Genomic DNA, 17,531 nt, shown 5'->3' with positions numbered 1-17,531 from the left:
AACAATTACAAGTAGTTAAAAAGGAGGAATTTTTTTGAAAAAAGGTAAAGATAATTTTATTTATAAAAGTTGTTTAATAGCATCACTTCTTATATTTATTTGGGCTGTATTTTTTAAAGAGGGTTTTGAGTTTATGGTGAATAATTTTTTAGAGTGGATTTCTAATAATGTTTCTTGGTTTTATTCAGCATTGATGATATCTTTCTTTATATTTTGTATATGGCTTGCTTTTAGTAAGTTTAGAAATATAAAACTTGGAGATGATGATTCTAAACCAGAATTTTCGAACATAACATGGTTTGCTATGCTATTTAGTGCTGGAATAGGAATTGGATTAGTATTTTGGGGAGTTGCAGAACCATTAACACATTATATTAAGCCAGAAGGTATGGAAGGGTTGACAGAAGGAGCTAAAGTATTTGCATTTAAGAAAGTATTTTTACATTGGGGAATATCAGCATGGGCTTGTTATTCAATATTAGCTTTAGCTTTAGCTTATATGCATTTTAGAAAGAAGAAACCTGCCCTTATAAGTAGCTTACTTATACCTTTAATAGGAGATAAGGGAGCTACAGGAGCTATTGGTAAAACAGTTGATATATTAACTATCTTTGCAACTATTGCAGGAATAGTAACTTCACTAGGTATGGGAACCTTACAGATAAATAGTGGATTAAATTATTTATTTGGTATACCAGAAAATAAATTAATTCAAACCTCAATAATAGTAATAATAACCTGCCTATTTTTAATATCAGCTTGTACAGGTGTAAAAAAGGGAATTAAATATTTATCTAATTTAAATATGCTTTTAGCTGTAATGCTTTTAATAGCAGCTATGATTGTGGGACCTTTTAATGAGATGGTATATAATCTATTTGTAGGAATAAAACATTATGCTATAGCTTTAGTTGGAGAAAATAATAATATATTTCAAAGTGGAAATTGGTATAAACAATGGACTTTATTTTATTGGGGATGGTGGATTGCTTGGGCTCCATTTGTGGCTATATTTATAGCAAGAGTCTCAAAAGGAAGAACTATCAAAGAATTTATTGGTGGAGTTTTATGTGTTCCAGCAGGATTTTGTTTAATTTGGTTTGCTGTATTTGGAACAATAGGAATGAATGTACCTCATAATGTAGCTGAAAAAGCCATAGAAAAAGTTGAAACCACATTTTTTGTTATATTTGAAAATTATCCAATGGGATTAGCAATTTCAATATTAGCAATAATATTATTATTTACATTCTTTATAACTAGTGCAGATTCAGCAACATATGTTTTAGCTATGATAGCATCTAATGGAAATAATAATCCTAAAAATTCAAGAAAAATAATATTAGGTATAATACAATCAGCATTAACATTAGCTTTACTTTTTGCAGGAGGTTTATCTATGGTACAAAATGCATCTATACTTATGGCTTTACCTTTTGGTGTAATAATGTTATTTACAATGATAGCCTTTAGAAAAGAGTTATATAACAGTGAAATAAAAAATAGTATATGTTATGAAAAACAGATAAATAATAAGAAAATTAATAATAAAATAAAGGAAAAGTACTTAGAAGATAAGGCTAATTAAAATATGATTTTTTAATAAAAAATATTTTATTGAAAAATTAAAAGAATCCTCTTTTTAATATTAATATAAGAGGATTCTTTTAATTTATCATTTAAAATAAATTATTTTATAAATCAGAAATAGAATCTTTTAAATTTTTAACTGAATTATTAAATGAAGATATTTTAGAATAATTATTTTTAAAGTCCATAGAGAATTCGTCTATTAATGAAGATTTTTCTAAAGATAATTCCTTAGCATGTTCAACAAAATTTAGTACGTTATCTTTATGTTGTGATGCAGATGTTAAATTAATAATAGAATTATTTATTTCATCAGTTCCTGCATCTATGTAGGATTTAATATCATTAAAAGTTTCTTTAGTATCAGTTATGGAAGAGTGTTGAGTTGTAAGAGCGGTATTTCCATCTTTCATAGCAGAAGAAGCCTTTAGAATATCCTTTTTTATCTCATCAAGTATATTTGTTATGCTTTGTACTGCGGATTTTGAGTTTTCTGCAAGTTTTTTTACTTCACCAGCAACAACTGAAAATCCTTTTCCTGCTTCGCCAGCTCTTGCAGCTTCTATAGCAGCGTTTAAAGCTAAAAGGTTAGTTTGTGATGCTATTTCGCTTATAGCAGAGGTGATTAGGTTTACAGATTCTAACTTTTCAACTAATTCGTTTACAGTAGAATAAGAAGTTTTAAATGCTTCATTAAGTTCACTTAATGATTTATCTAAAGAGTTTATAGTGCTTATTCCATTATTTACTACTTTATCTGTATCTAACATATTTATATGAACGTTAGTTATGTTTAAGGCTAAATCTTCCATAGTATTTCTAAAATCTTTAAGTAGATTATTAGCGGAAGTTAACTCATTATTTTCATTTTCAAATGTAGATGATATAGAAGAAATTGTATTATTTAAATATTCAAAGTTATTTGAAGTGTTATCAAAATCAGTATAAAGAGTTTCTACTACATCTTTTAGATTATTAATTTTTTCAGAGCTTACTTTAGGTGGTATATCAGATAAATTTTCATCTTTTTCTACAATTATTTCTTCGTTAGAAGATGGATATTTATTTTTGTTAAAGAAAAGTCCCATAACATATTGCCTCCAATTTATATTTTTAGAATATTATAGCACATTATGACAGAAAAATGTAATGGTAAATTATATTACCTTTTGTATTGCTTTTTTGATATAATTATTTTGTACAAAACAATTAAAGGTGATAAGGTATGGCAATAAAAGAATGGAAGACTTTTCTGATGCCTTATGAACAGGCTGTTGAAGAGCTAAAGGTAAAATTAAGAAGTATAAGAAAAGAATATAGACGAAAAAATGAATATTCTCCAATAGAATTTGTTACTGGAAGGGTTAAAGAAGTTGCTAGCATATTAGAAAAAGCTAATAAATTTGAAATACCAATAGATAGACTACAATATGAAATGGAGGATATAGCAGGCATAAGGGTTATGTGTCAATTTGTTGATGACATACAAAGAGTTGTTGAAATATTAAGAGAACGTAAAGATATGCAAATACTTTATGAAAAAGATTATGTTAATAATGTTAAGGAAAGTGGTTATAGAAGTTATCATATAATAATTAAGTATCCAGTTAATATGGCGGAAGAGCAAAAGGAAATATTAGCAGAATTTCAAATAAGGACTTTAGCTATGAATTTTTGGGCTACAGCAGAGCATTCTCTTAATTATAAGTATAAGCAAAAAATTCCTAAGGAAATAAAGCAAAAGCTTAAAAATGCAGCAGATGCAGCTTTTAATCTAGATAGAGAGATGCTTGAAATAAAAGATGAGATAAAAGATGCTCAAAAATTATTTGAAGTAAAATCAGATGTAATATCAACTATAATGAATAATATAATAACTTTAATATCTTTAGGTAGGATAGCAGAGGCTTCAAGATATCAAATTTCTTTAAATAAGTTAATTGAGGAGGGAGAAGTTTGGGAATTTAATAACCTTCTTCATTCAATACAAAGAGAGATTGAAAAATATAGCTAGAGCTATAAAATTTAATTAAAGGTTTAAATTAAAAATTTAATTTTAAAGTTTATAATAAAAGGTGTAATAGAACTTTTCATAAAGGTATATTACACCTTTTATAATTATTTTAAGAAGAATAAAATAAATTATCATTTATATTGATAATAATTATTAAGTAATATAAAATTGAAATGGTGATTTTATTCTATTTTAACGAGAGGTAAAAATATAATGGAAAATAGAGAATTAAATATGATAAAGGAAAATCCTTTATTTATAAAAAATATAAAAAATAAAACTTTAGAGATGGAATTAGAAGCTGTAAAGAAAAATGGCTTTGTTATACAATATATAGAAAATCCAAGTGATGAAGTTAAACTTGAAGCAATAAAATCTAATGTTTTAGCAATTGAATACATAAAAGATCCTTCAGAAGAACTTTGTATATTAGCAGTAAAAAGTCAGTGGAATGTATTAAAACTTATAGAAAATAAAACAGAAAAAATAGTTAAGGAGGCTATAAAAACTAAAGGTTGGGCAATTCAATATGTAGAAAATCCATCAGAAGAATTACAGCTTTTAGCAGTAGAAAAAGATTTTGATGCAATAAAATATATAAAGGATCCATCAGAGAAGGTTCAAATAAAGGCTATAAAAAATTACTGGGGAGCTATAAAGTTTATCAAAAATCCTACTATAAAAAGTAAAAGATTAGCTATAAATGAGAATGAGGAAAGTATAAATTATATGAATAATTATAGCTATGATGATTTAGGATTATTTATAAAGGATAATATAAATATTATTAAATATGTTTATGAAGAAATTAATATAGATATGGTCTTAGATATTTTAAAGGAAAAGTTAAGCAATGAAAATATAGATTATAAATACGTTAAGGATTATCTAGAGTTAGAAATTTTAGAGATGGATAAGATGGCTTTTATAAAGGAATATGGAAGTAAGAAAGCTAAAAAGTTTACTATAGATTATAAGTTAAGTCTATAGTTAATAATATTGGAGGAATATAAAAGTGAATTTTGATAAATGTATAAAGACAACAGAACTAGTCCTTTTATCAGGAGCAGTTCCTTTAATAATAGGAGAAAGTGGAATAGGTAAGACGTCTTTAGCAAAGGAATTAAGTGAAGAAAAAAATTATTATTTAGTAACTATAGATGGAAATCTTTTAAAAGAAGGAGAAATAGGAGGTCTTCCAACTATAGAGGATAGAACTTATGAGAGAGAAGGAAAAAAATTTAAAAGTAGAGCAACAATATATGCAACTCATAGTAAATTAGTAGAAATAGATGAGGCTATATCTCAGGGAAAAGAAGTATTGCTTTTTATTGATGAGTTAAATAGATGCGAACATGCAGTTCAGCAAGAACTTATGAATTTGATTTTAAATAGGGAGATAAATGGATACAAATTATCCGAAAAGGTAAAAATTATTGCGGCTATGAATCCATCAAATAAATATGATAATTTTGAACAAAGTAATTATGAAGTAATTGATATGGATCCTGCCCAAGAAGATAGATTTATTTGGATAGAGTTAGATTCAGATGTTAAGGAATGGATTAGATGGGCTATGACAAAAGGAGAAGTTGCAGAAGAGGTTATAGAATTTATATCTACATTTCCAGAGCATCTTCATACACCTAATTCTTTAGAAACTATAAAAGCTACACCAAGAAGTTGGGAGAGAATATCTAAGGGATTTAAAGTTTATAAAAACAATAAAGATAAATTTTCTTTGGATATATTTTATAATTTGGTAAAGGGGAATGTGGGAAGCAATATTGCTCAAGACTTTATAGGATTTTTAAAGAGTTTAAAGAATCCTATAATAAAGGGTAAAGACTTATTTAAGGATGAGATTATATCTTATGATATAAGAGAAAAAATAAGAAAAGAAAGTCATTCTCGTTTGTATATTACTGCAAAAAGTGCTTTGAATTATTTAGAAGAAGAGAAGGAAATAAAGGAAAATGATATAAATATATTTGCCACATTACTTAGAGATTATCCAAAGGATTTAGCTTTATCAATAATGAAGGAAATAAAAGCAGAACATAGTAAAAGATTATATGATTTTATGTTAAATAATGATGAGTTTATAGAGACTTTCTTTGAAATATATGTTTAGGAGAAAAAAATGAGTTTTGAAGATGATAGAAAAAATCTTTTAAAGGAAGCTTTAACTTGGCAAAAAGAAAATGATATAACTGAAGATTATAAAAGAAAATTCTTTAATCTTATAGAAAAAGTTATAGTTAATATGCTAGAAAAAGATGAAGAATTTTTTGGAAGCTTTATGATTCAAGTAAAAAGAGATATAAAGCTTAATATAACTTGGCCTATAGTGACAATAATAAATATAGAGGGATTTAGAATGTCTTTTAATCCATTGATATTTTTAGAATGTAACAGAAAAGAAATGGAAGGCCTCTTAAAGCATGAAATATATCATATAATTCTTGGACACTATGAAAGAGAAAAGGCATTAAAAATGAAATATCCTTCTATGGCAGTAAATATAGCTATGGATATAGTGGTAAATCAATATATAAAGGTTTTACCTTCTTGGTGCAAAAGATTAGATGGTGTTTCAAGAGAGTTTAACATTGATTTAAAGGCGGATATGACCTTAGAAAAATATACAGAAGAAATAAGTTATGGATTAAAAAAGAAAGAAGTTAAAGATATTAAAGATAAAAATTCCATAGTAAAAGAAATAGACTATGATAATTGTCATGAAATGTGGGAGAGTGAAAATATATCTTTAGAAAGTTTAAAAGAGATAAAAAAGAAAGCTGCTTTTAATGCTTATAAAGGGAAAGCACCTAATGTAATAGATAATATTTTAAAAGATTTAAGTGATAGACCTCAAATAAAATGGAATGAGTACTTAAAAAGACTTATACCTTCTGTAAGAAATGGGTATAGAAGAACAATAACTAGAAGAGATAGAAGACAACCTAACAGATTAGAATTAATGGGAAAACTACCTTTAACAGTTTCTAATATAATTGTAGCAATTGATATAAGTGCATCTATGAGTGATGATGAATTTAATAAAATAATGATAGAGATAGTTGCAATATGTAAGCAAAAAGAAGCTAAAATATCAGTCATAGAGTGTGATAATGAAATAAGAAGAGTATATAAACTAAAATCTATAAAGGATATAAAACCAAGAAGTAAAAAAAATGGAGCTACTGAGTTTACTCCTGTTTTTAAATATATAAATGAAAATAATTTAAAAAATAATATATTAGTTTATTTTACAGATGGGTTAGGAGAAAAAGAATTACCAATAAGACCTATAAATAAAAGAATATTATGGGTTTTAACTGATGATAATAATGAATTATCTTTAAAAAATCCTTATGGAGAAGTGAAAAGATTAGAAAGAATAAAAAAAGAAAATTATGGTAATACCTATGGATTAGAAGCTATAAGACAAGCTATTCATGATTGGGCAAGATAAAATGTAAATTAAGAGAATAAACTTTAGATATTATAATATAATGTTTTAAAGGCTGGTGGATTTAACAAGTATTTTTGTGATAAAATTAATTAATTACATAAACATTATAGGGGGATGTATTATGAAGAAAGGTAGCAAAAATATATATGTGCTAGCTATAGTAATTATATTATTTGTAAGTTTTTGCCTAAATATTTATTTGCTAACTTTAAAAGAAGTTTATAAAAATAGAACAGGTAAAAAAATATATAATGAAATTTTATTAGCCAAAAATAACAATGAAAAAATATTAAAATCCTTAGAACTTTGGAATGGTGATAATAAAATAAACAAAAAGGAATTAATAGAGATGAACTATAATTATGAAGAACTTCATGATAATATTCTTCAATTGTTAGATGAATATAATTTTTATCAAAGTTCTAATATAGTTTTCTTAAGTAAAAAAGTTGATACGGGAGAAATAGTTGAAAATGATATATATAATCAAATATTAAGTTATATGGATCAAATAATACAAAAAGGTCTTTATGAATGTGGAGAATACTTAGAACTTAAAGAAAGTGATAAAAATAATTTAAAAATAATGCTAACTATATCTAATAATGTGAAAAATTATTTTGATGAAATTATAGGAAGCACATCTAAAGATAATGATTATGAAGAGTTTAGGAAAAAGGTTTTAAAAGATGATTTTTGGGTAGATGTTTTGCAATCAATAAATAAAATAAATGATAAATATAAAAATCTAGATTTTTCAGATAGTTAATATAATTAATTAGATTTAAAAACAAATAAAAAATTTAGTAATTCAAAAATAAAAGCATTGTTGATATTTTTTAACAACAATGCTTTAGCTTTATAAGTAATATATTAAAATTTTATTTATCATTTTAAATATAAAATTTAAATTCTGTTAATGACAACTTGAACAAGTTGAGCATCCACCTTCAGATTGAACTAAAGGTTTTAAAGAAAGACCTCTACCATCATTCTCTTCAGTAGATAGTATGACAAATCCTTCATAATCAGAAACTAAATCTTTATCTACATAAAAGTTTACTTCATTTATTTTACTTACAACATCATTTTCTCTTTGTTCATCCAGAACAATATTAAACATTGGACCGCCTCAGCCCATACCTGCTAAATTAATTCTGATGTTAAAGTCTTTTATATCATTTTCATCTAAAAACTGCTTAAATTCTTTATAAGCAGCGTCACTCATCTTTACTGCTGACATCAAATTTTCCTCCTTAAGGGTTTATTTTATATTAGTTTATTCACTTTAATAATAATAATACTATTATCTATAGATTAAATCAATAATAAAAGAAATTAGTAGTTTCCAAAAATATACAAAAATGATAAAATAGCATTGTATGATACAAGGTGGGGAGATTATGAATATTTCTTTAACAAGCAAAGAGTATAAATTATGGCTAGAATTATTATTATTAGGGGCTTATATAATTGAAAAATCAGATTGCGAGGAGAAAGATAAATATTTTAAAGTGCTAAAGTATATATTATCTGATAAGAGGAGTAATTCAGATTATAAAGATAATTGTTATATAACTTTTAATGAGATAAATAATATCCTTTTAAGAGACATAGATCTTAAAGAGGAATATATTGAAAGTTATAATGAAAATATGTTTTGGAATGAACTTTCAGATAAATTAGCTACAAAGGATGCTTTTGAAAAAATAGGAGAAGAAATAACAGAAGATAATTATGAGGAATTTTTAAAGCTAAAAAAAGATATAATAAATAAATATATTGAAAATTTTAAAGAGAGCAATTACCATATTAAGGAGTTACCATATTAAATATTTAAGAATTGATAAAAAGCTATTATATTTAAAGAGAGGAATTTTTATGATACCTTTTGAGAAGAGTTATTATATACAAAAGATAAAAGATTATGAAAATAAAATAAAAGAAAAAAAATTAAATAAATATTCAATTCTAAAAACAAATATTAAAAATCCAAAGAAATATTTATATAAAGATTTAAATGATTCAAAGGTTAGTATTATAGAATTAAGAGAAAATGAAAATATAATGATGAGTATATCTCCTTATGAAATTCAAGGAAGTTTTGAAGCTATAAAGTGGGCTTATGGAAAAGTTGGTATAGTTGGCTTAGGACTTGGGTATGTTGTTCAAGAAATATTAAAAAAAGATGATGTGGAAGAAGTTGTAGTTTATGAAATAAGTGAAGATATAATAAACTTATACAGGGAAAACTTCTCTAAAAATAACAAGCTTAGGATAATAAAAGGAGATGCTTTTAAAGCTAAAAGAGAAAGTTTTAATTGCTTTTATTCAGATATATATCAATATAAATTAACAAAAAATGTAGTGGAAGATTATATAAAATTCAATAAAATTCATAGTATTGATGAATATAGTTTTTGGGGAATGGAACATTTTTTATTAAGTTGTGCAATAGAAGACTTATTGATGATATATATACCAGAAAATTGGATTCATATGGCTCAAGATTTATTTAACAGATTAAGTGATCATAATAAAATAGATGATTTTGTAAGATTAGATGAAAATGAGGTCAGAGATATTTTATTAATGTTTAAAAAAGTATTAAATAATGAATAATATATTTTGCTATATAAATTATTATAATTTATATAGCTTTTTCTATAATAGTTAAACTTTTTAACTAAAATATCTTAAGGCGAAGGTGCTAGATATATATAGTAATTTTTATTTATATAAAATAAAAGGTATGAAGAATAATTTCTTCATACCTTTTTATATAATCATAAATATTTAACTATATTTTTAAAAATTTATAGTACAGATTATTTTGCAACTATATTAACAAGTCTTCCTTTTATAACTATTACCTTAACTATATTTTTACCATCTGTAGCAGATTTAATTGATTCATTTTCTAAAGCTAAAGATTTTATTCCTTCTTCATCTAAGTCTGATGGAACATTTATTTTAGCCTTTATTTTTCCGTTAACTTGAATAGCAATTTCTATTTCATCTTTAACTAATGCTTTTGGATCAAATGTTGGCCATGATTCATTAAAGATAGATGTGCTATGGCCTAATAAGTTCCATTGTTCTTCACTAAAGTGAGGAGCAAAAGGTGATAATAATCTTAAATAATCTTCGATAGCTTCTTTTAAGAATGAAAGATTCATAGTCTTTTCTTGAGTATACTTTGATAAAGCATTTATAAATTCCATCATTCTAGCAATGGCAGTATTAAATTGAAGTTTATCAGTATCTTCTGTTACACTCTTAATGCTATTATGTCTCCAGAAGTTTAATTCTTTTTCAGCTTTATCTATAGAAGTTTTATTATTTTCACCTTTTTTAATAGCTTCTCTAGATGAATCTATAATTCTTTCTATTCTTTCAACAAATCTAGATACAGATTTTATTCCGTCATCACTCCAAGCACCACCTTCAGTGTATGCAAATCCAAACATTAAGTACATTCTAAACACATCAGCACCATATTGTGATATATAATCATCTGGAGCTATAGTATTTCCTTTTGATTTACTCATTTTTAATCCATCTGGACCAAGAATTAATCCTTGGTGAGTAAGAGATTTAAATGGTTCATCAAAGTTTAAATATCCCATATCTCTTAGTGCTTTAGTTATAAATCTAGCATATAGAAGGTGCATACAAGCATGTTCAGGACCTCCTACATATTTATCAACAGGAAGCATTTTATTTATTAATTTACTATCAAATGGTTTTTCAGAATCATGAGCATCTGGGTATCTTAAATAATACCATGATGAACAAACAAAAGTATCTAGTGTATCAGCTTCTCTCTTAGCTGGGCCGCCGCAATGAGGGCATGTAGTATTTATAAAATCGTCACATTTTGCAAGTGGAGATTTTCCATCTGGAGTAAATTCTACATTGTATGGAAGTTTAACTGGAAGTTGTTCTTCAGGTACAGCTACTGTTCCACATTTTTCACAGTATACTATTGGAATTGGGGCACCCCAGTATCTTTGTCTTGAAACCAACCAATCTCTTAGTCTAAAGTTTACTTTTTCATCTCCAAGATTCATTGATGCTAATTTTTCAGCGACTTTCTTTCTTCCTTCTTCAGAAGTTAATCCATCAAATTCACCACTATTTATCATAATGCCATATTCACAGAATGGAAGTTCAGTTTCTTTATTGTTTTTAGCCTTGATTACTCTCTCTATTGGAAGATTGTATTTTGTTGCAAAAGCAAAGTCTCTTTCATCATGAGCTGGAACAGCCATAACAGCACCAGTTCCATAACTCGCAAGAACATAATCACCTATCCAAATAGGAACCTCTCTTCCGTTTATAGGATTTATTGCATAGCTACCAGTAAACACTCCAGTTTTTTCTCTAGTTATTGATTGTCTTTCAATATCAGATTGTTTTTGAGTATCTGATTTATAGTTTTCTATTTGATCTTTATATTGATCCTTAGTTAATTTATCAACTAAAGGATTTTCAGGAGCTAACACAACATAGCTTACTCCAAATAACGTATCAACCCTTGTAGTAAATACATCAAAAGTTATATCTTGATCTTTAACTTTAAAAGTAACTTCTGCTCCAGATGATTTTCCTATCCAATGCTTTTGCATTGATACAGTTTTTTCTGGCCAGTCTAATGTATCAAGTTTTTCAAGTAATTCATCAGCATAATCAGTGATTTTTAAGAACCATTGAGTAAGATCTTTCTTAATAACCTCTGTTCCACATCTTTCACATTCGCCATCTAATACTTGCTCATTAGCAAGTACAGTATTACATGATGGACACCAGTTTACTGGAGCTTTTTTTCTATATGCTAATCCTTTTTCATATAATTTTAAGAATAGCCATTGAGTCCATTTATAGTAATCAGGTCTACAAGTTACAATTTCATTTTCCCAATTAAACATTGCACCCATAGCTTTTAGCTGTTCTTCCATAGTTTCAATGTTTTTCTCTGTAGAATCTTGAGGGTGTATTCCAGTTTTTATAGCATAGTTTTCAGCTGGTAATCCAAAAGCATCAAAACCCATAGGTTGAAATACATTATAACCTTGCATTCTCTTAAATCTTGCCCAAGAATCTACAGGACCATAGTTAAACCAATGTCCAGCGTGAAGTTTTGCTCCGGAAGGATATGAAAACATTTCTAAAACATATAGTTTTTTATCTAAATTTTTATTGTCAAACTTATATAATTCATTTTCTTCCCAGATTTTTTGCCACTTTTTATCTATGGCAGTTCCATATTTACTCATTTTACATCCTCCTTATAATAAAAATATAAAATTTTAATATACTTTATATAGTTTTATTATGAATAAATTTACAATAAAAAAACCCTCCATCTCTATAAATAAAGAGACGAAAGGTAAATTCCGCGGTACCACTCTTGTTAAAATAATTAAAATTATTTTCACTTTAATCTGTAACGTAGAAATACGTACTTGCTTTTATCAAGTAAGCTTATAGGTAAGTTCATATTTAATATCACTACTTTACACCAACCAGTAGCTCTCTTAAGACTATTAGTTATATTACTACTCCTAATCACTGCTTTTTTAATTATCGATTTTAGTACTTATTATATAATAGAACATATATAAAAGCAATAGATTAATAACTTTTACAAAAACTTCAATATAGTTATAAGAGATTTATATCAAATATATAAAATTTACCTTAATAAAATATTACAATAAACTTAATTAAAAGTAAGTTTACTAATTTTTAATAAATATGTTTATTATATGTGTTATTATAAAAAAAGATGATAGAAGGAGGCAGTTAATATATGTCTTGTTTAGGTAATATTCTTTGGTTTATATTTGGAGGCTTTTTTAATGCTTTGGGTTGGTTTTTTATAGGTATTGTTTGGTGTATAACTATAATAGGTATACCTATAGGAACACAATGCTTTAAAATGGCAAGATTACAGTTAGCTCCTTTTGGCAAGGAAATTGTAACAACTAATGATAATGGAGTAAGTTTCATTTTAAATATCTTATGGTTAATATTTGGAGGATTTGCTTTGGCATTATCTAACTTACTTAGTGCTCTTTTATTAGCTATTACTATAGTAGGAATACCTTTTGCAGGACAATGCATTAAAATGGCTAAACTATCACTAATGCCTTTTGGTAAGGATGTAATTTAAAAATTTAATAAATCTTTAGGGGGATAAAACTTTGAGGAAAAAAACTATAATATTTTTGCTATTTTGTATACTAATAGTAGTTTTGGTAGGAACTAAAATAGTTTCACATCGTATTAAAAATAAAACTGAAAGAGTAGTAGCAAAAGTAAATGATGAAAGTAAAGACACCAATGACAAGAAAGCTGAAATGCCATTAAATTTTGGAAATGAATTAAGTGAAAAAGAGGTTTTAATCTTATTTTATCACTCAGTAGAAGATGGAAAAAATGATGGTTCTATGCCACCAAAAAAATTAGATAAACAATTCTTATATCTTAAAAAGCATGGATATAATACATTAACTATGGAGGAGTATTATAATTATGTTAAAAGTAATAAGCCTCTTCCAAAGAAATCTGTTATGTTAACTTTTGATGACGGATACTCTAATAACTATACTAATTTATTTCCATTACTTAAAAAGTATAATTTTACAGCTACTATATATGTTGCTACATCACATGTAGATAAAAATCCAGCATATTTAAACTCAGAGCAAATAAAAGAAATGAGTGATTATGGAATACTTATAGGATCTCATACAGTAACTCATCCTCATTTATCTAAACTAAGTAAAGAGGAACAAAGGAATGAAATGTTAGAGTCTAAAGATATGCTAGAGAAGATAACTGGAAAGCCTGTAGAGCATTTTTGTTATCCTTATGGAGATTATAATCAAGATTCTATAGATTCATTAAGGGAATTAGGATTTAAAACAGCAGTAACAACTGTACAAGGATGGACTAGTCCTAATTTAGATAATTTCTTTGAATTAAGAAGATCTGTTGTCCCACAAAGTTTTACTGATGGTGATTTCCAATGGAGATTAAATAATAAGTTTAGATTTTAGTGTTGCAATTAATTAGAAAAACTTTAAATTTTATAAACTAGTACATAAAAGTTTTTTTAATTGATATATAATTCTTTTTTTATGGGAGGTATTAAAAATGAAGAAATTTGTTTGTTCAGTATGTGGTTATGTTTATGAAGGAGAGACTCCTCCAGAAAAATGTCCAATCTGTGGAGCTCCAGCGGATAAGTTTGTAGAGCAAAAAGGTGAAGTGCAATGGGCTGATGAACACAGAATAGGCGTTGCCAAGGGAATTGATGAAAGAGTAATAGAAGGTTTAAGAGCTAACTTTAATGGAGAATGTACAGAAGTTGGAATGTATCTTGCAATGTCAAGACAAGCTGATAGAGAAGGATATCCAGAAGTAGCTGAAGCTTACAAAAGAATAGCTTTTGAAGAAGCAGAGCATGCAGCTAAATTTGCTGAAATGTTAGGAGAAGTTGTAGATTCTGATACTAAGATGAATCTACAAAAGAGAGTAGATGCAGAATATGGTGCTTGTAAGGGTAAGAAAGAATTAGCAACACTTGCAAAACAATTAAACTTAGATGCAATCCATGATACAGTTCATGAAATGTGTAAAGATGAAGCTAGACATGGAAAAGCATTTAAAGGATTATTAGATAGACATTTTCAAAAATAAATAGAAAAGTAGCTAGTCTAAAAATTTTTTAGACTAGCTTTTTTATTTTCTAATTTTAATATAATAAATTATAGAGTTTTTATATAATTTAAATAAAGTGTGGAAGGATTTATATAATTTCTATATCGTAAGAACAATTAAAAGTATTTTTAGCATCTAAGATAGTTAAGCCTATTTTATCTTTAAAAACTTTATTTGAATCTATAAAATCAGGTAGTCCAAACCATGGTTCTATACAAATAAAAGGGGCTTTTTTAAACCATAGTGCTAGGTAAGGAAAATCACCAAAAGAAATTTTAATTTTCTCATTTTCATTTTTATTTCCTAATACTAAAAACTTAGAATTTAAATTTTCAAATATTAGAGTATCTTGTGGAGAAAATAAATTATAATCTAAATTAAGCTCTTTACAATTATTTTTTATGATGTCCTTACTATTTTTTAATAATCCTTTATCTAAATCTAATGAAAATGTTTCTAAGCTTTCGGCTTTCTCAAATTCAATAAATTCATTTTCTAAGTCAATTGGACAATTAAAAGCAGGATGTCCACCTATTGAAAAATAAATTTTTTTATTATCAATATTTTTTACTTCATAAGAAATATTTAAGGATTTTCCTGTTAATTTGTAAGTTATATATAATTCAAATTTAAATGGATATAATCTTAAAGTCTTAGGGTTATACTTAAGTAAATATTTTATAGAATCTGATTGCTTATTTACAATTTCAAAATCTAAATCCCTAGCGAAACCATGTTTACTTAAAGAAAATTCAAAGTTTTCATAAATAAAATTATTGCTATTAGTACCTCCTAATATAGGGAATAATATAGGAGAGTGCTTTGCCCAGTATTTTGGATCACCTTGCCATATAAATTCTTTATTGTTTTCTAAGAGCTTTAAGCTGCACAATTCAGCGCCAAAGCTTTTTATTGATGCAGATAAAAACTCATTTTGTATAGTTGTTATCATTTTTTCACCTCTTAAAAGTCCATTTTATTTTAAAGTTTTATAATATTATTATGACTAATAAATAAACTTTTATAAATAGCTATTTTATATATTTAATGGTAATACTATTGATTATATTATTTAAATCATTTAAAGATATAAAACCTGTTTCTTTTTGAAGAGTATTAGAAACTCCACAGCCATTGGATAATCTTAATACATCAAAAATATTATATTTTTTAGAGATACCAAAACTAAATCCTGCAACAGTGCTATCACCTGAACCTACAGCATTTACAGCTTGAATTTTTGGAACAGATACCTTATAGATTTTTTCCCCAGAAATAAAAATCATTCCATCTTTACCTAATGATACAGCTATATTTTTAGCACCTAAATTTATTAAATGAGAACTAGCAGCTATTATTTCATCTATATTATTAATAGGTTTTCTTGTTATAGCTGAAAGTTCGTCTTGATTTGGTTTTATTAAAAAAGGTTTAGCTTTTATGCCTTCAATTAAAGAAGAACCACTTGTATCTAAAATAAATTTAATATGTTTATTATTAGCTAATGTTATTAATTCTTTATAAAAATCTTTATTTAATCCTTGAGGTAAACTACCGGAGGCTACTATAACATCAACTTGATCTAAAAGTTTTATATATTTTTCTTTAAAATCTTTTATTTCATCTAAACTAATAGTAGGGCCTTTTTCTAATATTTCTGTTTGATTGCCATCTTTTGATAGTAAACTTAAGCATGTACGAGTTTCTTCCTTTATAAAAGAGAAATCATTTTCTATGTTTAAAGAATCTAATTTAGATTTTATAAATTTTCCTGAAAAGCCTCCTAAAAAACCTAGGCATTTAACTTTTTCACCTAATTGATTTATAACTCTAGCTACGTTAAGACCTTTACCACCAGCAGTAAATGAATAATCTTCACATCTATAAGCAGTACCTTCTTTTAAATTATCAATTAAATATCGCCTGTCTACTGAAGGGTTTAATGTAATTACACCTATCAATGAAAACACCTACTTTCAAATTTTACATAAACATATAATGTTGTAATTACCAGTTGAAAAATAAATAGTTTTGTTTTAAAATAAACTTAAAATACTTATATATATAAAAGCTGATTATTAGCTGATATGTATATAAGAATAAATTTAAAAATAAAATAGCAAAATAACTTGTACGTACCACTAATTAAATTTTATCATTATAGATTTTTACTGTCAATTTATTTATAAGATAAATAATAAAATAATATTCTTTATTTTTATATAGATATAAAAATAAATTTTAAAAATTTAATAGTATAAAGAGAATTTAGGGGGAGTTATTTTGGAAAATAAAAAAGAAATTAACAAAGAGAAATTTTTAAAAAGAGAAAAGCAAAAGATTGAAAAAATCTATGAGTTTGATAAAGAGGATTTGATTCTTAGAGATCTTTTAGCTGCAGATAGAACTATATTAGCTAATGAAAGAACTTTTTTATCTTATCTTAGGACTTTTATTAGTTTAGTTATAGCAGGATGTACTATTATAAAACTTTCATCTAGTATAATACTATTATGTGCTGGAATTTTTCTTATAATTTTAGGAATAGTTATTGGAATTCATGGATTTAGAGTTTCAATAAAGATAGGAAAAAATTTAAAGCAAATAAAAACAATAAAAGAAAAATATAAAATCAATTAAAATTAATAAATATAAGAATTTAAGTGATTACAAAAGGACTTTTCTATTTTGAAAAGTCCTTTTGTGTATACTTTTTAT

17 protein-coding genes and 1 other annotated feature are annotated in these 17,531 nt (G+C 25.9%); of the genes, 12 read left to right on the top strand and 5 right to left on the bottom strand.

Annotated elements, in window-relative coordinates; all coding sequences use genetic code 11:
• Nucleotides 1–34: 34 nt before the first annotated feature.
• Nucleotides 35–1,588 (top strand): BCCT family transporter, encoded by a 1,554-nt coding sequence (locus BUA70_RS00985; RefSeq protein ID WP_072892359.1) that lies wholly within the window; start codon nucleotides 35–37, stop codon nucleotides 1,586–1,588.
• Between the two features lie 106 nt (nucleotides 1,589–1,694).
• Here the strand turns inward: BUA70_RS00985 and BUA70_RS00980 are convergent, their stop codons facing one another.
• Nucleotides 1,695–2,678: a methyl-accepting chemotaxis protein gene (locus BUA70_RS00980; RefSeq protein ID WP_072892358.1), complete on the bottom strand. Its 984-nt coding sequence runs from the start codon at nucleotides 2,676–2,678 to the stop codon at nucleotides 1,695–1,697.
• Between the two features lie 137 nt (nucleotides 2,679–2,815).
• On the opposite strand from BUA70_RS00980, the gene yjbM reads away from it, so the two are divergent.
• The 5 genes from yjbM (at nucleotide 2,816) to BUA70_RS00955 (ending at nucleotide 7,851) form a co-directional block, all read left to right on the top strand.
• Nucleotides 2,816–3,604, top strand: coding sequence for a GTP diphosphokinase (gene yjbM, locus BUA70_RS00975; protein WP_072892357.1), 789 nt, complete (start codon nucleotides 2,816–2,818; stop codon nucleotides 3,602–3,604).
• Nucleotides 3,605–3,817: 213 nt separating this feature from the next.
• Nucleotides 3,818–4,594 (top strand): hypothetical protein, encoded by a 777-nt coding sequence (locus BUA70_RS00970; RefSeq protein WP_072892356.1) that lies wholly within the window; start codon nucleotides 3,818–3,820, stop codon nucleotides 4,592–4,594.
• A gap of 25 nt (nucleotides 4,595–4,619) precedes the next feature.
• A complete protein-coding gene (locus BUA70_RS00965; RefSeq protein ID WP_072892355.1) occupies nucleotides 4,620–5,738 on the top strand; it encodes an AAA family ATPase in 1,119 nt (372 codons plus the stop codon).
• A gap of 9 nt (nucleotides 5,739–5,747) precedes the next feature.
• The gene (locus BUA70_RS00960) at nucleotides 5,748–7,082 is read left to right on the top strand and encodes a vWA domain-containing protein (protein WP_072892354.1); all 1,335 of its coding nucleotides are present in this window, start codon (nucleotides 5,748–5,750) and stop codon (nucleotides 7,080–7,082) included.
• Nucleotides 7,083–7,203: 121 nt separating this feature from the next.
• Nucleotides 7,204–7,851: a protein kinase family protein gene (locus tag BUA70_RS00955; protein WP_072892353.1), complete on the top strand. Its 648-nt coding sequence runs from the start codon at nucleotides 7,204–7,206 to the stop codon at nucleotides 7,849–7,851.
• A gap of 147 nt (nucleotides 7,852–7,998) precedes the next feature.
• Here the strand turns inward: BUA70_RS00955 and BUA70_RS00950 are convergent, their stop codons facing one another.
• Nucleotides 7,999–8,325 carry a HesB-like protein gene (locus BUA70_RS00950; RefSeq protein WP_083573416.1) on the bottom strand — a complete coding sequence of 109 codons (327 nt, stop codon included), beginning with the start codon at nucleotides 8,323–8,325 and terminating at the stop codon, nucleotides 7,999–8,001.
• A gap of 160 nt (nucleotides 8,326–8,485) precedes the next feature.
• Between BUA70_RS00950 and BUA70_RS00945 the strand changes: the two genes are divergently transcribed.
• Together BUA70_RS00945 and BUA70_RS00940 are read left to right on the top strand one after the other, a co-directional pair.
• On the top strand, nucleotides 8,486–8,914 hold the full coding sequence (locus BUA70_RS00945; protein ID WP_072892352.1) for a hypothetical protein: 429 nt from the start codon (nucleotides 8,486–8,488) through the stop codon (nucleotides 8,912–8,914).
• 49 nt (nucleotides 8,915–8,963) lie between these two features.
• A complete protein-coding gene (locus BUA70_RS00940; RefSeq protein WP_072892351.1) occupies nucleotides 8,964–9,704 on the top strand; it encodes a hypothetical protein in 741 nt (246 codons plus the stop codon).
• Nucleotides 9,705–9,910: 206 nt separating this feature from the next.
• On the opposite strand, the gene leuS is transcribed toward BUA70_RS00940, so the two are convergent.
• Nucleotides 9,911–12,361 (bottom strand): leucine--tRNA ligase, encoded by a 2,451-nt coding sequence (leuS, locus tag BUA70_RS00935; protein WP_072892350.1) that lies wholly within the window; start codon nucleotides 12,359–12,361, stop codon nucleotides 9,911–9,913.
• A 99-nt stretch (nucleotides 12,362–12,460) separates the two neighbouring features.
• Nucleotides 12,461–12,666, bottom strand: a binding site (T-box leader).
• A gap of 231 nt (nucleotides 12,667–12,897) precedes the next feature.
• Between leuS and BUA70_RS00930 the strand changes: the two genes are divergently transcribed.
• The 3 genes from BUA70_RS00930 (at nucleotide 12,898) to BUA70_RS00920 (ending at nucleotide 14,792) form a co-directional block, all read left to right on the top strand.
• Nucleotides 12,898–13,260, top strand: a complete 363-nt coding sequence (locus BUA70_RS00930; RefSeq protein WP_072892349.1) for a YccF domain-containing protein — start codon at nucleotides 12,898–12,900, stop codon at nucleotides 13,258–13,260.
• Between the two features lie 31 nt (nucleotides 13,261–13,291).
• Nucleotides 13,292–14,149, top strand: coding sequence for a polysaccharide deacetylase family protein (locus BUA70_RS00925; RefSeq protein ID WP_072892348.1), 858 nt, complete (start codon nucleotides 13,292–13,294; stop codon nucleotides 14,147–14,149).
• A gap of 97 nt (nucleotides 14,150–14,246) precedes the next feature.
• Nucleotides 14,247–14,792 carry an NADH peroxidase gene (locus BUA70_RS00920; protein WP_072892347.1) on the top strand — a complete coding sequence of 182 codons (546 nt, stop codon included), beginning with the start codon at nucleotides 14,247–14,249 and terminating at the stop codon, nucleotides 14,790–14,792.
• Nucleotides 14,793–14,901: 109 nt separating this feature from the next.
• Here the strand turns inward: BUA70_RS00920 and BUA70_RS00915 are convergent, their stop codons facing one another.
• Nucleotides 14,902–15,765 carry an aldose 1-epimerase family protein gene (locus BUA70_RS00915; RefSeq protein ID WP_072892346.1) on the bottom strand — a complete coding sequence of 288 codons (864 nt, stop codon included), beginning with the start codon at nucleotides 15,763–15,765 and terminating at the stop codon, nucleotides 14,902–14,904.
• A gap of 79 nt (nucleotides 15,766–15,844) precedes the next feature.
• The gene (pfkB, locus tag BUA70_RS00910) at nucleotides 15,845–16,774 is read right to left on the bottom strand and encodes a 1-phosphofructokinase (RefSeq protein ID WP_072892345.1); all 930 of its coding nucleotides are present in this window, start codon (nucleotides 16,772–16,774) and stop codon (nucleotides 15,845–15,847) included.
• A gap of 322 nt (nucleotides 16,775–17,096) precedes the next feature.
• On the opposite strand from pfkB, the gene BUA70_RS00905 reads away from it, so the two are divergent.
• Nucleotides 17,097–17,453 (top strand): DUF202 domain-containing protein, encoded by a 357-nt coding sequence (locus BUA70_RS00905; RefSeq protein ID WP_242977331.1) that lies wholly within the window; start codon nucleotides 17,097–17,099, stop codon nucleotides 17,451–17,453.
• The last annotated feature ends 78 nt before the right edge of the window (nucleotides 17,454–17,531 follow it).

Origin of the sequence: Clostridium fallax (assembly GCF_900129365.1) — a bacterium.
Lineage (GTDB): Bacteria > Bacillota > Clostridia > Clostridiales > Clostridiaceae > Clostridium_AH > Clostridium_AH fallax.
Note: the sequence above shows the minus strand (reverse complement) of the source record. Positions and strands in the feature narration are given on the sequence as shown.